The sequence below is a fragment of the Streptomyces sp. LaBMicrA B280 genome, from assembly GCF_049222185.1.
GTDB classification, from domain to species: domain Bacteria; phylum Actinomycetota; class Actinomycetes; order Streptomycetales; family Streptomycetaceae; genus Streptomyces; species Streptomyces murinus.
On record NZ_JBMJCT010000011.1, the window covers coordinates 242239 to 255882 of the forward strand.

Annotated in this window: 13 protein-coding genes and 1 pseudogene; 6 read left to right on the forward strand and 8 right to left on the reverse strand. The window is 71.2% G+C overall.

Annotated features, from left to right (window positions below):
* Nucleotides 1–7: 7 nt before the first annotated feature.
* The 3 genes from ACLF5H_RS11335 to ACLF5H_RS11345 all read left to right on the forward strand — a co-directional run bounded on the left by ACLF5H_RS11335 (nucleotide 8) and on the right by ACLF5H_RS11345 (nucleotide 2533).
* Nucleotides 8–403 (forward strand): hypothetical protein, encoded by a 396-nt coding sequence (locus ACLF5H_RS11335; protein ID WP_421675928.1) that lies wholly within the window; start codon nucleotides 8–10, stop codon nucleotides 401–403.
* Nucleotides 404–461: 58 nt separating this feature from the next.
* Entirely contained in the window at nucleotides 462–968 is a 507-nt protein-coding gene (locus ACLF5H_RS11340) for a hypothetical protein (protein WP_421675929.1), read from the forward strand.
* Nucleotides 969–1108: 140 nt separating this feature from the next.
* Nucleotides 1109–2533: a DUF6177 family protein gene (locus ACLF5H_RS11345; RefSeq protein ID WP_421675930.1), complete on the forward strand. Its 1425-nt coding sequence runs from the start codon at nucleotides 1109–1111 to the stop codon at nucleotides 2531–2533.
* 24 nt (nucleotides 2534–2557) lie between these two features.
* Here the strand turns inward: ACLF5H_RS11345 and ACLF5H_RS11350 are convergent, their stop codons facing one another.
* The 3 genes from ACLF5H_RS11350 to ACLF5H_RS11360 are packed head-to-tail and all read right to left on the reverse strand — an operon-like array spanning nucleotide 2558 to nucleotide 5721.
* Nucleotides 2558–3610 carry a Zn-dependent alcohol dehydrogenase gene (locus tag ACLF5H_RS11350; protein ID WP_421675931.1) on the reverse strand — a complete coding sequence of 351 codons (1053 nt, stop codon included), beginning with the start codon at nucleotides 3608–3610 and terminating at the stop codon, nucleotides 2558–2560.
* Entirely contained in the window at nucleotides 3610–4752 is a 1143-nt protein-coding gene (locus ACLF5H_RS11355) for an acyl-CoA dehydrogenase family protein (RefSeq protein ID WP_421675932.1), read from the reverse strand. Before ACLF5H_RS11355 ends, ACLF5H_RS11350 begins: the two co-directional genes overlap by 1 nt.
* A gap of 51 nt (nucleotides 4753–4803) precedes the next feature.
* Complete coding sequence (locus tag ACLF5H_RS11360; protein ID WP_421675933.1) at nucleotides 4804–5721, reverse strand: SDR family NAD(P)-dependent oxidoreductase; 918 nt, start codon at nucleotides 5719–5721, stop codon at nucleotides 4804–4806.
* An 86-nt stretch (nucleotides 5722–5807) separates the two neighbouring features.
* Between ACLF5H_RS11360 and ACLF5H_RS11365 the strand changes: the two genes are divergently transcribed.
* Nucleotides 5808–6734, forward strand: a complete 927-nt coding sequence (locus ACLF5H_RS11365) for a cyclase family protein (protein WP_421675934.1) — start codon at nucleotides 5808–5810, stop codon at nucleotides 6732–6734.
* A gap of 280 nt (nucleotides 6735–7014) precedes the next feature.
* Here ACLF5H_RS11365 and ACLF5H_RS11370 read toward each other — a convergent pair whose 3' ends face one another.
* The 4 genes from ACLF5H_RS11370 to ACLF5H_RS11385 form a co-directional block, all read right to left on the reverse strand.
* The gene (locus tag ACLF5H_RS11370; protein ID WP_421676179.1) at nucleotides 7015–7488 is read right to left on the reverse strand and encodes an ATP-binding protein; all 474 of its coding nucleotides are present in this window, start codon (nucleotides 7486–7488) and stop codon (nucleotides 7015–7017) included.
* Nucleotides 7489–8041: 553 nt separating this feature from the next.
* Nucleotides 8042–8908: an acyl-CoA dehydrogenase family protein gene (locus tag ACLF5H_RS11375; protein WP_421675935.1), complete on the reverse strand. Its 867-nt coding sequence runs from the start codon at nucleotides 8906–8908 to the stop codon at nucleotides 8042–8044.
* A 2-nt stretch (nucleotides 8909–8910) separates the two neighbouring features.
* Nucleotides 8911–10044: an acyl-CoA dehydrogenase family protein gene (locus ACLF5H_RS11380; RefSeq protein WP_421675936.1), complete on the reverse strand. Its 1134-nt coding sequence runs from the start codon at nucleotides 10042–10044 to the stop codon at nucleotides 8911–8913.
* Entirely contained in the window at nucleotides 10044–11240 is a 1197-nt protein-coding gene (locus ACLF5H_RS11385) for an amidohydrolase family protein (RefSeq protein ID WP_421675937.1), read from the reverse strand. Before ACLF5H_RS11385 ends, ACLF5H_RS11380 begins: the two co-directional genes overlap by 1 nt.
* A 110-nt stretch (nucleotides 11241–11350) precedes the next feature.
* Between ACLF5H_RS11385 and ACLF5H_RS11390 the strand changes: the two genes are divergently transcribed.
* Nucleotides 11351–12868, forward strand: a complete 1518-nt coding sequence (locus tag ACLF5H_RS11390; protein ID WP_421675938.1) for a class I adenylate-forming enzyme family protein — start codon at nucleotides 11351–11353, stop codon at nucleotides 12866–12868.
* A gap of 16 nt (nucleotides 12869–12884) precedes the next feature.
* Nucleotides 12885–13196: a hypothetical protein gene (locus ACLF5H_RS11395; RefSeq protein WP_421675939.1), complete on the forward strand. Its 312-nt coding sequence runs from the start codon at nucleotides 12885–12887 to the stop codon at nucleotides 13194–13196.
* A gap of 12 nt (nucleotides 13197–13208) precedes the next feature.
* Here ACLF5H_RS11395 and ACLF5H_RS11400 read toward each other — a convergent pair.
* Nucleotides 13209–13574, reverse strand: a pseudogene (locus ACLF5H_RS11400) (hypothetical protein).
* Between the last annotated feature and the right edge of the window lie 70 nt (nucleotides 13575–13644).

Sequence of the window (13644 nt, forward strand, 5' to 3'; positions counted from 1 at the left end):
TACCAAGGTGAAGGTCCTCGGCTTCTACAGCGAGCTTTGGCCATCGAGTCCGGAGGCCACCAGCAGCATCCGCTCGTTCGTGGCGGACACACCGCAGCCGAACGAGAGCAAAATTGCCTCTTATCTCCGCAGTGGGCACATGCTCTTCGCTTCCATGGGTGTCGTCGACGACGTGCTCGGATCGGGCGAAAACATCATGGGCGGGGGATCGTTGTACACAGACGGAGAGTGGGTCTGGCGTGGTGATCTCTGGTTCTACGTCTCCAGGCACCACGTCGTACTCCCGGATGATTTCCGGTCCAAGGTCGAGTCTTTGGACTACGCGGTTCCCTCTGTCGAGCAAGAGCGTCTCATGACTCTCACGGACGAACTACAAGCTCTCCGTTCCGGACACCGGAAGTAAGTCAGCCCACCCAGAAGAAGGGACTGAACCTGTGACGCAAACAGGTTCCGCGGAGTCGATGGTCAATCGACTGACCGCCATCAACTGGGCCGACTACGCCGCAGGAGACAGGAATGCCGCCTCTCGCACCCTGTTGATGCGTGAATTTCTTCGACGTGCTGCCCTATGGGTGGAGTATCTGGGCGGCAGCCAACGCTGGCCCTTCTTCGACATCGCCGAACGCATCGACCCCTCGACACGAGCCGATCCGGGGTTGATCGAGCGCCTGGATGAGTTCACCAGCGAAAACGTGCCGGAATTCATCGCCCGTCGCATGTGCCGCGCGGCTGTTCACTGGGCCGAACTGCGTGAATCCACCAAGGTGGAGCTCCCGGATCTACTGGATCCCTATGAGCCGCTCGTCGTGCTGTACGAGCGCGGCGGTGTGTTCTTCGTCGAGAACGGAGTGGCCGACTTCGAGTTGCGGCGCGTGCCGCTGCGCGATTGGCAGGCCAATCTTGCCCCGGAGCCCGTGGTCGAGATCGACCCGGCGGTGCTGGACCTTGTGGACCGAGAGGCGAATTGACCTGAGCACCGCGGCGGCACCTGACCGTACTTGGCATTGAACCAGGACCTGGTGAAGACGCCACAGCGGGTCCAAGTCTTCGGTCGCCCAGCACTCGCCGAAGAGCCGACGACCGACGACGAGGACCACGGGGGTACCAAGTGACCAAAGACGTGATCGCGCTGACCGACCGCATGCCGGACCCGTGGAGCGTCCTCGCCGGTCTTCTCGCCGGTGGTCCCGATCTCCATGTCCGGTCCGTCGCCGAAGGCGCGGTCGTCCAGCTCTGCGACGTCGAGGGCCGCCCCCTTGTCTCGATCGAGGCCCCGCTGCTGCTTCATGTGCCCGAAGAAGCACAGCGGCTGCTCGGCAACACACGCGCCGACGACAAGCCGAAGTGGTGGACCGAGGCCCGCGCCTCGACCGCGGTGCCCGGGGCCGAACGGCTCGCGGGGACCTTCGCCGCGCGCCTCACGACCCTGCTCGGCGGCACCGTCTGGCCGCCGGACGCACCCGGCACCGACGACCCGGCCCACCCCGTCGACACCTCCGGGATCACGGCCGTCCCCGCTCCCGCCGCCGCACAGCCCGCCGTCGACGTGCTCACCGAGAAAGTCGCCGTGGTCCTCCAGGACCGACCTGTCATCGGCATGACCAGCTGGCTCTCCGAGGCCCTGCGCGCCACCCTCGCGAGCGAACGCGCCCTCCAGATCGTCACGCCGCGCCACTGCAGGCTCACCCTGCCCACCAGTACAGCGCTCACCGGCCCACCCACACGCTGGGTCGTCCAGGACCCCGACTGCGGCTACTACGACGGCTTCTCCGGCGCCGTCCTGCGCTGGCGGGACGGCGCCTTCCAGGTCGCCGAGGACACCGACGGCGAGACACCGGTCGCTCCCGCCTTCGTGGACGTCACCCGCACCGGGGAGCGCCAGCTCCTCCTCGGCTTCCGCACGGTTCACCAGCCTGACGCCCGCCTGGTCCTCGGCGGTGCCCTGGAAGCCGCCTGGCAGTACCTGACCGGCGAACTCCCGACCGGCTGGGGCACGGCCGAGCCGGCCAACCTGCCGTGGTCGCGGCGCAGCCTCACCGACCTGGCGTACGAGCGCGCGCCCCAACCGACATGGGCCGTCGTCGTCGGCTCCGCCGACCGGCCCGCCCTCGCCACCCTGCGCGTGCTGCGTACACCGGACGGAGTCGAGGAGGACGTCACCCTCGCCGTCGGCTTCCGCGACGGCGAGAAGCCGCCGGTGTCCGTCGTCGGGGACCTGGCCGCCGAACTCACCACGCGGTACGGCCTGCGCACCCTCCTCGCTCGCCTGCGCGAGGCCCGTGCGGACCTCTCCGTGCCGCCGCGCTTCGAACGGCCGCCCATCCCCTTCGGCTACGCCCTGGGCCCCACCGAGGTCGCCGAGGCGGGCGCCGGCATCGCCGCCCGCCCGCCGCTCCCCGCCGCCCCTGTACAACTCGGCACCAAGGCAAGGCCGGGCTACTTCTACCCGCTGGGGGACGGCGAGTCGATGGAGGGCTGGGCCCTGTTCGAGACATTGCTTCGTCATCTGCGGAGCGCCGCGGGGCAATCGTGATCGAGCCGACCGGCCCCCACCAGCTCAGAACGTGAGCACCGCCCTCGCCACCCGTCCCGACTCCGCGTCCGCGCGGGCCTTTTCGAAGTCTTCCACCGGGTAGACCGCCGACACCAACTCGTCGAGCAGCAGGCGGCCTTGGCGGTACAGGTCGGCGTACAGGGCGATGTCGTGCTGGGGGCGGGCGGAGCCGTAGCGGCAGCCAAGGATCGACTTGTCCAGGTAGAGGGTGGAGACGAGGAAGGACGCCTCGGCGGTGGCCGGGGGCACGCCGAGGAGGATCGCCTGGCCGTGCCGGTCGAGCAGGTCGACGGCCTGCCGGATCAGCTCCACCCGGCCGACGCACTCGAAGACGTGGTCGGCCCCCGTCGGCAGCAGTTCCCGCACCGCGTCCGCCGACGTCAGGAAGTCGGTCGCGCCGAACTCCCGGGCCATCGCCGCCTTCGCCGGGTTGGCGTCCACGGCCACGATCCGCAGGGCGCCCGCGAGCCGTGCCCCCTGGAGCACGTTCAGACCGATGCCGCCGGTGCCGATGACGACGACGCTGTCCCCGCACCGCACCCGCGCCCGGTTCAGTACGGCGCCCACCCCGGTGAGCACCCCGCAGCCGATCAACGCGGCCGATTCCAGGGGGATGTCGCGGGGGATGCGGACCGCCTGGACGGCTCGGACGACGGTGCGTTCCGCGAAGGCGGAGTTGGCGGCGAACTGGTGGACGGGCTCCGCCCCCGCCAGGGTGAAGGGCCGCCCCGGCCGCCCGATCGCCCGCCGGCACATCGTCGGGCGGCCCCGGTCGCACTCCGGGCAGGTGCCGCAGTTGGCGAGCGTGGACAGGGCCACATGGTCGCCGGGCGCGACATGGGTGACCCCCGCGCCGACCGCCTCCACCACACCGGCGCCCTCGTGCCCGAGCACCACCGGCACCGGGAACGGGATGGTGCCGTCCACCACCGACAGATCGCTGTGGCACAGCCCCGCCGCCGCGATCGCGACCAGCACCTCGCCCGGCCCCGGCTCCCGTACCGCCAGATCGTCCACGACCCGTACCCGCCGCCCGTCGAACACCACACCCCGCATCACCTGACCCCCTTCGGCTCCCTGGGCAGACCGAGCACGCGCTCGGCGATGATCGTGCGCTGGATCTGGTCCGAGCCGCCGTAGATGGTGTCGGCCCGGGAGAAGAGGAACAGGTGCTGGTCCGGGTCCATCCGGTACGGCTCCTCGGCCGACCACTCCCCCGGTCCTACGGCCGCCTCCGCGCCCCGCACCTGCATCGCCAACTCACCCAGCCGCTGGTGCCAGTTGGCCCACAGCAGCTTGGCGACGCTGGGCGCGGCGGGCTCCTTCGCACCGCCCAGGGTGCGCAGGGCGTGCCAGCGCATGGTGCGCAGCTCGGACCACTGGCGGACGAGACGGTCCCGCAGGAGCGGGTCGCGCACGGCCCCGGTGCGTACGGCCGTCTCCACGACCCTCCGCAACTCCTCCCCGAACCCGATCTGTTGCGCCAGCGTGGACACCCCCCGCTCGAAGCCGAGCAGGCTCATCGCCACGCGCCACCCGTCGCCCTCCGCGCCGACGACGTGCTCCGCCCTGGCGCCGTCGAAGAAGACCTCGTTGAAGTCACTGGTCCCGGTCAGCTGCCGGATCGGCCGCACCTCGATACGGCCCGGCTGATCCATCGGCACGAGCAGGAAACTCAGCCCGTGATGCCGCCGCGACCCCTCCTCGGTCCGCGCCAGCACGAAGCACCAGTCGGCCTCATGGGCGAGCGAGGTCCAGATCTTCTGCCCGGTGACCCGGTGATGGTCCCCTTCGCGTACGGCCCTCGTCCGCACCGCCGCGAGATCGGACCCGGCACCGGGCTCGCTGTATCCCTGGCACCACAGCTCCTTCCCGGCCGCGACGGGCGGCAGGAAGCGCCGCTTCTGCTCCTCGGTGCCGTGCTGGATCAGCGTGGGCGCGAACAGGTTCTCCCCGATGTGCCCCGACCTGGGCGGCGCTCCGGAGCGGGCGTACTCCTCGGCCCAGACGACCTGCTCGGTGAGCGACCCGGTCCGGTTCCCGTACCCGCCCTCCGCCCAACCGAGCCCGATCCAGCCGTCTTTGCCGAGGGTCCGTTCCCAGTCCCCGCGGCCGACCGCAGGATCGACATGGCCCGCGAGCCACTCCCGCGCCTCACCTCGAAAGGCCTCGTCCTCTTCGCTGAACCCGAAATCCATACTCCCCGCCTCCATTCAGACACCGGGACCGGCAGCGCCCCTCCAGCGGCGCTATCGGGCGTTCGGCCGCGCCCCCGACCGCGCCGCCTCCTCCATCGCCGAAAGCCGGGACAGCATCGGCATCGGATCCACCCCCACCGCCCCCGGCAGGAACTCCGCTATCCGCTCCGGCGTCCAGGACCCGCCCTCGGCGTACGCCGACCGCAGCTCCACCGGCTGGGCCCACACCGCGATCTTCGCCCCCGCCACCGAATACACCTGCCCGGTGATCCCCTCCTCCGCCGCCCGGTCCGAGAGCAGGTACACCACCAGCGCCGCCACATCCTCCGCGGACCCCATCCCGGCCAGCTCCATGGGCACGTTCGCCGACATCCGCGTCCGCGCCACCGGCGCCACCGCGTTGGCCGTCACCCCGTACTTGTGCAGCCCGAGCGCAGCGCTGCGCACCAGCGAGATGATCCCGCCCTTGGCCGCGCTGTAGTTCGCCTGGGACACCGAGCCCTGATGGTTGCCGCTGGTGAATCCGATCAGCGTCCCTGACCGCTGCCGCCGCATCACCGCGGCGGCCGCCCGGAAGACGGTGAACGTGCCCTTGAGGTGGGTCGCGATGACCGGGTCCCACTCCTCCTCGGTCATGTTGAACAGCATCCGCTCGCGCAGGATCCCGGCGACGCACACCACCCCGTCGAGCCGCCCGTACGCGCCCATCGCCATGTCCACGACCCGCTGTCCGCCCGCCATCGTGGAGATGTCGTCGGCGACGGCCACCGCCTCCCCGCCCGCCGCCTCGATCTCCTTCACGACGGCCGTGGCGACCTCGCTGCTCGGCGCGGTGCCGTCCGCCGCGACGCCGTAGTCGTTGACGACGACCCGCGCCCCCTCCCCCGCCGCCGCCAGCGCGACCGCCCGTCCGATCCCCCGCCCCGCGCCCGTGACGGCGATGACCTTGCCTGCCAAGAAGTTCCCCACGCCCGGCCCCTTCCCGCGGTTTCTGACGGTCCGTTAGATTCTATGGCCCGGCTCACGCGCGGACACAAGCCCCGGGGAGGCACCGGATGACACTGCCGCAGGAGTTCCACGAGATCGCCGAGCGCGTGAACAACTGGGGGCGCTGGGGCGCCGGGGACGAGATCGGCACGCTCAACCTGATCACCGACGAGGTGGTGCGCGGCGCCGTCGCCGAGGTGCGCACGGGTCGTCGTGTCCCGCTCGCGCTGCCCCTCACCCACGACGGCGTGCAGACGGGCGTGATCCCGGGCCGGGTCGATCCGCTGCACGCGATGACGCAGCTCAACCAGGAGCTGTTCGGGCCCGGCACGGTGGCGTGCAGCGACGACGTGGTGACCCTGGGCCTCCAGGCGGGCACGCACTGGGACGCGCTGCCCCATGTCTCGCACGGCGGACGGCTCTACAACGGCCGCCCCGCCGCCACCGTGACCGCGCACGGCGGCGCCGAGTTCTCCGGGATCGACAAGGTACGGCCGGTCGTCTCGCGCGGGGTGCTGCTGGACGTCGCGGCGGCGCTGGGCGTGGCGCGACTGGCCGGGGGGCACGCGGTCACGCCGCAGGAGCTGGAGCGGGCGGAGGAGTTCGGCGGGGTGCGGGTGCGGGCCGGCGACATCGTGCTGGTGCGCACCGGCCAGGTGCGGGTGCTGCTCGGCGGGGACCGGCACGGGTACGGCTATCCGTCCCCCGGCCTCTCGATCCGTACGCCGGAGTGGTTCCACGCCCGCGATGTCGCCGCCGTCGCCAATGACACGCTCACATTTGAGATCTTTCCGCCCGAGATCGACAATCTATGGCTGCCGGTGCACGCGCTGCACCTGGTGGAGATGGGGATGCTCCAGGGCCAGAACTGGAACCTGGAAGAGTTGTCCACAGCCTGTGGAGAAAGCGGGCGGTACGCGTTCCTGCTGTCGGCGATGCCCGAACCGTTCGTCGGCGCGACGGGATCGCCGGTGGCACCGGTCGCGCTCCTCTGAGGCTCGACACGTGACGGCCAACGCGCCGCGCGGGCAGGCCGGTTGGCGGCGCGGTCGCCCCCTGTGCCGCACGCCCGCGCCGCCGTCCGGTGCGACCCGCTCTCGGCGAGGACCCCTGGCCGCCGCCCGGCCCTCGCCGTCCCCTCACGGCGAATCGACGCACACCAGCGTGTTCAGCCGGGCACGGATCGTCAATGCCGGGGCGGCAATTCAGGACATGCGGCCGGTTCACGACGCCCGCGCACGGAGGCATCCCCCGGCGCATCGCGACGCCCCGGGGCTACACCGCCTCGAAGGCGAAATCCTCGTACGCGGACGGACCGCCTCCGTACGCCACCGCCGCGCTCCCCTCGCGGCGCGCGCCGCCGTCCACCTCGCACCAGATGCTCTTGCCGCCGCCCTCGCGGCTCCAGCCCCAGCGGTCAGCGAGGCAGTCCACGAGGGCGAGACCCCGGCCGCCGGTGGCGTCACCGCCGACGCAGCGCGGCACCGGGGCCCGGGAGCAGGTGTCGGTGACCTCCACGCGCACCGTGGGCGAGGGCGCGGTGGGGGCCTGGGGGCCCGGCAGGGAGAGTCTGAGGACCGCCGGACGGCCGGTGTGCACCACGGCGTTGGTCACCAGTTCGGAGACGAGCAGGACCAGCGTCTCGGCCACCGGCTCGTCGGCCGCTATGCCCAGCCCGTCGAGCCGCGAGCGGGCCCACTTCCTGGCACGCCCCACTTCCGCGGGGTCGGGCCGGATCTCCAGCTGCACTTGAAGCACCTGCACCGCTCACACCATCCGAACCGGCGAGACCGCGACCCCGCGCCACCGAACCGCCCCGGCGCGAGCCGTGACGACGCTGACGGGGGCCACGATCGTAGCCATTTCCTGCATGGCCTGGACAACAGCCAGAGCAAGGGTCACGGAACGTGATCTCCTTGCCTCACAGCATGGTTGACGTACAGTCACCCCAACAAGCGCTTCGGGCATATTCCCTCGCGAAGGAGTACGCGTAGGGCATACTGTGCGACGCTTGCGCCGGGGAGTCGAACAGCCGGGGGCCTCGCCCCGGTCCGCCCCGCGAGCAGCGGCGCGCACCGTGTGTCCCGGCGCCGCCCCAGGGGCACCGCCGGCATCGCCCGCGTTCGCAGCCACTCGCATCCCACACAAGGTACCGGAGCACCCATCGACTCCGGGCCGTGACGAGCCCTCGCGAAGGACACAACCCGGTATCAACGCTCTGTGATTCCGAGGCGCCACGATCCGCGACATCTTGGGCCATGGCTTTGCTCTCGGCGCAGGGCAACAGCGTTCGGGGCGGCGTTCAGGAGAGCAGCCCTGCGGCAAGCAGCTCCTCACTCTCTGTGACCCCACCGTTGCGTCGTGCACGCGCCCACGCCCGCTTCAGATGCAGATGCACGTCCGCTTCCCAGGTGAAGCCCATGCCGCCGTACACCTGGAGGCAGTCGCGGGCGCCGCGCACGGCGGCCTCGTCGGCGAGCAGCCGGGCGGCCGCGATGTCGCCCGGGTCCCCGGTGACGGCGGCCGCGTAGACGGCGGCTCGCGCGGTCTCGGCGCGCACCAGGAGGTCCGCGCACAGATGCTGGACGGCCTGGAACGCCCCGATCGGCCGCCCGAACTGCTCACGGGTCCGGGCGTGTTGCACCGCCAGTTCGTTCATCCGTACGGCGCTGCCCAGTTGTTCGGCCGCAGTGAGCAGGACGGCGAGCGGACCGGCGGCTGCCGCGCGCGGGACCCGGTGCAGGGGGGTCAGCGGATCGACCGACCGCAGCGGTACGGCTCCGGTGGCGTCCCCCCGTACGACGTCCGCCGCGTCCAGCCACTCCACCAGCCGCCCGGCGACCGCGGTCACGACCACCTCCCCCTCCGCCGCGCCCGGTACGGCGCCTGCCGCGAGGTGCGTGGCCACCAGCGGGCCCGGCAGCAGCGCCCGCCCGGCCTCCTCGAAGGCGAGCACGGCCTCGGGGCGCCCGAGCCCCACCCCGCCCGCCGTCTCCGGCAGCGCGAGCGCGAAGAACCCGGCCGCCCCGAGCGCCCGCCACAGCTCCCGGTCGAGCCCCCCGGGGGCGTCCACGGCCGCGCGCAGCGCCTCCCGGGGAAACCGCCGCTCCAGCAGCCGCCGCACACCCGTCTTCAACTCACGCTGGTCCTCGGTCAGTTGGAACCGCACCCTCATCTCCCCTTCGGCAGCCCCAGCATCCGCTCGGCCACGATGTTGCGCTGAATCTGCGAGGTGCCGGCCGCGATCGTGTACGACAGCGAGGACAGCCGGTCGAGCACCCATGGCCGGTCCAGGTCGAGGGCGTCCGGGCCGAGGACGTCCGCGGCGGCGTCGTACAACTCCTGACGGGCCACCGAGTACCGGAGCTTGAAGACGGACCCGCCGACCCCCGGCACTCCCCCGCCGGCCGTCGCCTCGCTGACGTTCCACTGGGTCAGCCGCCACAGCGCGCGGAACTCGGCGTCGAGCCGCCCGAGTCGGCGGCGCAGCGCCGCATCCTCCCAACCGCCGTTCTCCCGTGCCGCTTCGGCGAGCTGCCGGAGCACCCTTCGGCAGGCGACGACCTCCCCGACGAAGGCGGTGCCGCGCTCGAAGGAGAGGGTGACCATGGTGACCCGCCAGCCGTCGTTCTCCGCGCCGACCCGGTTGGCGGCCGGCACCCGTACCTCGTCCAGGAACACCTCGGCGAACTCGGTGGACCCGGCGAGCGTGCGCAGCGGCCGTACGGTGACCCCCTCGGCGTCCATCGGCAGCGCGAGCCAGCTGATGCCGTGGTGGCGGGGCGCGTCCGGGTCGGTGCGGACGAGGAGTTCGCACCAGTCGGCGACCTCGGCGTGCGAGGTCCAGATCTTGGAGCCGGTGACCACGTAGTCGTCGCCGTCCCGGCGGGCGCGGGTGCGCAGCGCCGCGAGGTCGGAACCGGCGTCCGGTTCGCTGAACCCCTGGCACCACACCTCCTCGCCGCGCAGGATCGGCCCCAGCCAGCGCGCCCGCTGGGCGTCGGTGCCCTCGGCGGCGATGGTCGGACCGGCGTGCAGCAGCCCGACGAAGTTCGCCCCGACATAGGGCGCGCCCGCCTTCTCGGACTCCTCCAGGAAGATCATCCGCAGTGCCGGGGAGGCGTCCCAGTGGACGTCGGCGTACCCGGCGTCGTACAGCGTCCGCTGCCAGCCGAGGTCGCGGGCGCGGCGCGCGGGCCAGTCGGCCGGATCCGGCACGGGCCCGACGGAGGGCAGCACCTCGGCGAGCCATTTCCGCAGCCGCGCCCGGAACTCCGCCTCCTCCGGGGTGTCGGAGAGGTCCATCAGCGGTCCAGGTCGAGGCCGAGCATGCGGATGGCGTTGCCGCGCATCAGCTTGTACACGGTCTCCTCGTCCAGCCCCCGCACATGGTCGAGGGCGATCTCCTCGGTGTGCGGGAAGGTCGAGTCGACGTGCGGGTAGTCGGTCTCGAAGGTGGCGTTGTCGCGGCCGACGACGTCGATCGAGGCGACGCCGTGCTTGTCGCGGAAGAAGCAGCAGTAGATCTGGCGGTAGTAGTACGTCGACGGGGGCTCGGGCACCAGATCGCGCACCCCGCCCCAGGCGCGGTGCTCGGCCCACACGTCGTCGGCGCGCTCCAGGGCGTACGGCACCCACCCCATCTGCCCTTCGGAGTACGCGAGTTTGAGCCGCGGGAACCGCACCAGGACCCCGCTGAAGAGGTAGTCCATCATCGAGGCCATCGCGTTGTTGAAGCTCAGGGACGCCTGGACGGCGGGCGGGGCGTCCGGGGAGGCGGCGGGCATCTGGGAGCTGCTGCCGATGTGCATGTTGACGACCGTGCCGGTGTCCTGGCAGACGGCGAAGAACGGGTCCCAGTAGCCGGTGTGGATGGACGGCAGCCCGAGGTGCGTCGGGATCTCGGAGAAGGTGACGGCCCGCACCCCGCGCGCCGCGTTCCGCCGTATCTCCTCGACGGCCAACTCCACGTCCCACAACGGGATCAGGCACAGCGGGATGAGCCGCCCCCCGCTGTCGCCGCACCACTCCTCCACCATCCAGTCGTTGTAGGCGCGCACACAGGCGAGGGCGACCTCCTTGTCGTGCGCCTCGGCGAAGGTCTGCCCGCAGAAGCGGGGGAAGGTGGGGAAGCACAGGCTCCCCTCCACATGGTTGAGATCCATGTCCTCAAGCCGCGCCTTGGGATCCCAGCACCCCCGCCGCATCTGCTCCCGGGTGATCCCCTCCAGCGTCATCTCGTCACGGTCGAAGCCGACGGCGGCGATGTTGCGCTTGTACGGGAACTTCAGATCCTCGTAGATCCACCAGTCCGTCGAGGGCCCCTCGGGATCCATGGTGATCTGATACTTCCCGCCCACATAGGCGAGTTCACCGATCCCGGCGGTGAGCGGCTGCGGCCCCCGCTCCCGGTACCTCGCCGGCAGCCAGGTCTCGAAGAGGTGGGCGGGCTCGATCACGTGGTCGTCGACGCTGATGATGCGGGGCAGTTCGATCGCCATGGTTCCCCTCCGCCGGACCGGTCCAATCTGATGGAGCGTCAGTTAGCATGCCACAGACCTGACGATCCGTCAGTAACGTGTTCCCGGGCGGCAAAAGGCAGGTGGCGACCATGGACGACCCGTCCCCTCTGGCATCCGTGAACGAGACCGCGCGCTCCCTGAGTTGTGCCCGCACCCTGTGGGAACTGGCCGCCCGCCGCGCCGCCCGCACCCCCGACCGCCCGGTCTTCCTCCAGTCGTCCCGCTCGCTGACCTTCGGCGAGCTGTGCGCGCGGGCGGAGCGGGTGGCGGCGGGCCTGTACGGCATGGGGGTGCGCCCCGGCACGGTGGTGGCCTGGCAGCTGCCGACCCGTATCGAGACGGCCGTACTGTCCCTGGCGCTGGCCCGCCTCGGCGCCGTCCAGTCCCCCCTGATCCCCTTCTACCGGGACCGGGAAGTGACCTTCGCACTACGGCGGTCGGGGGCGTCGTTCTTCGCGGTCCCGGGGGTGTGGCGCGGCCACGACCACACGGCGATGGCCCACCGCCTGGGCGCCCCCGGCGTCTTCCCGGCCTACGACACCCTCCCCACCGGCGACCCTTCCACCCTCCCCGCCCCACCCCCCTCCGGCACCCAGGTCCGCTGGATCTACTGGACCTCGGGCACCACGTCCACCCCCAAGGGCGTCCTGCACTCCGACCGCTCCCTGATCGCGGCGGGCTCCTGCCTGGCCCACGCGCTGCGGCTGCGCCCGGACGACGTCGGCTCGATCGCCTTCCCCTACGCGCACGTGGGCGGCGCGGACTACCTGGTGATGCTGCTGCTGTACGGCGTCCCGGCGCTGCTCCTGGAACACTTCGCGCTCCCGGACTCCCTGCCGGAGTACCGCCGCCACGGCGTGACGGTGGCCGGCGGTTCGACGGCCTTCTACTCCCTCTTCCTCACGGAGCAACGCAAGCGGCCCGGCACCCGGCTGATCCCCACCCTCCGCCTCCTCGCGGGTGGCGGCGCCCCCAAGCCGCCCGAGCTGTACCACCAGGTGGTCCGCGAACTGGGCGTCCAGCTCACCCACGGCTACGGCATGACCGAGGCCCCGATGATCACGATGGGAGACCCCGCGGACACCCCCGCCAACCTGGCCACGACGGAGGGCCGCCCACCCGCGGGCATGGACATCCGCATCGTGGACGGCGAAATCCACCTGCGCGGCGAGGCCGTCTGCCACGGCTACCTCGGCGCCTCCCCCTTCACCCCCGACGGCTACCTCCCCACCGGCGACCTCGGCCACCTCACCCCCACCGGCCACCTCATCCTCACCGGCCGCGCCAAGGACGTGATCATCCGCAAGGGCGAGAACATCTCCGCCAAGGAGATCGAGGACCTGCTGCACGGGCATCCGGGGGTGGGGGACGTGGCGGTGATAGGTCTGCCGGATGCGGAGCGGGGGGAGTTGGTGTGCGCGGTGCTGGAACGGCGCCTGGGCGCGGCGGAGTTGACCTTGCCGGAGGTCGTCTCGTACCTCCGCACGCGCGGCTTGGCAGCGCACAAGCTTCCCGAACGACTGGAGGTGGTGGCGGAGTTGCCTCGGAACGGACCGTTGCGGAAGGTTCTCAAGTACACATTGCGCGAGCGGTTCTCTTCGACGTGAGGCAGGATGCTGATCTATGACGGCTCCACGCCAGGACCACCACCAAGGGGTCTTCGACGATCTGCCCGGGATCATCCGCACCCTGGTCGTCGATCGCACGCCGTACCAACCCGCTTTCAAGGGGCTGGTGATCACCGGCATCGACCGCATGCGGCTGTACCTCACGGCCCCCGACGGAAGCCGCACCTACGGCACCGACGTGATCATCAGCCACACCGGCCCCGGCCTGCTCGCCGGAATCATCTCCGGCTTCCTCGACAACGAGCACTTCCAGAATCCGTCGGACGACCCCCTGTGCGACGTGGTCGTAGACCTGACCAGCTACTGAAGGCCGCGTCTGTCACGTCAGCGATGCCTCGATGGCTTCAAATACATCCGCGTCGGTCTCCTGCTGCCAGCCGGGCAGCTCGGGCCAGTCGGCGACGTATCCCGGCTTCGGGTCCTCGAAGTGCTTGAACATCTGGGCCGTCCAGCACGTCGCCACGAAGCGGCTCTTCTGCTCGCGCGACAGCCGGGCCGTGCGCCCACCACTGACCTCGACAAATTGCCGGACCTGCTCATAGACCACCCCTGCGGCCTCCCGCTCCCACTGCGGGGTGTCCTCTCACGGCGTGACGTACCTGGCCTTCGGTTCACCGGGAAAGTGCTGTCGGACTCCGGCGATCCAGGCTTCCCGGAACAGTCGTGCGCCTTCGGTATTCGACATGCCCATCCCTCTCGCCGTGGCTCGTTCAAAGCGGCGATCTCGGCCTCCAGCGCCGCCACGCCGTTGTCGC

What these genes read in the sequence shown, in the direction of transcription:
- ACLF5H_RS11390 (WP_421675938.1), top strand. Translation starts at nt 11,351, where the DNA reads ATGGACGACCCGTCCCCTCTGGCATCCGTGAACGAGACCGCGCGCTCC.
- ACLF5H_RS11380 (WP_421675936.1), bottom strand. Translation starts at nt 10,044, where the DNA reads ATGGACCTCTCCGACACCCCGGAGGAGGCGGAGTTCCGGGCGCGGCTG.
- ACLF5H_RS11385 (WP_421675937.1), bottom strand. Translation starts at nt 11,240, where the DNA reads ATGGCGATCGAACTGCCCCGCATCATCAGCGTCGACGACCACGTGATC.
- ACLF5H_RS11395 (WP_421675939.1), top strand. Translation starts at nt 12,885, where the DNA reads ATGACGGCTCCACGCCAGGACCACCACCAAGGGGTCTTCGACGATCTG.
- ACLF5H_RS11355 (WP_421675932.1), bottom strand. Translation starts at nt 4,752, where the DNA reads ATGGATTTCGGGTTCAGCGAAGAGGACGAGGCCTTTCGAGGTGAGGCG.
- ACLF5H_RS11340 (WP_421675929.1), top strand. Translation starts at nt 462, where the DNA reads ATGGTCAATCGACTGACCGCCATCAACTGGGCCGACTACGCCGCAGGA.
- ACLF5H_RS11350 (WP_421675931.1), bottom strand. Translation starts at nt 3,610, where the DNA reads ATGCGGGGTGTGGTGTTCGACGGGCGGCGGGTACGGGTCGTGGACGAT.
- ACLF5H_RS11365 (WP_421675934.1), top strand. Translation starts at nt 5,808, where the DNA reads ATGACACTGCCGCAGGAGTTCCACGAGATCGCCGAGCGCGTGAACAAC.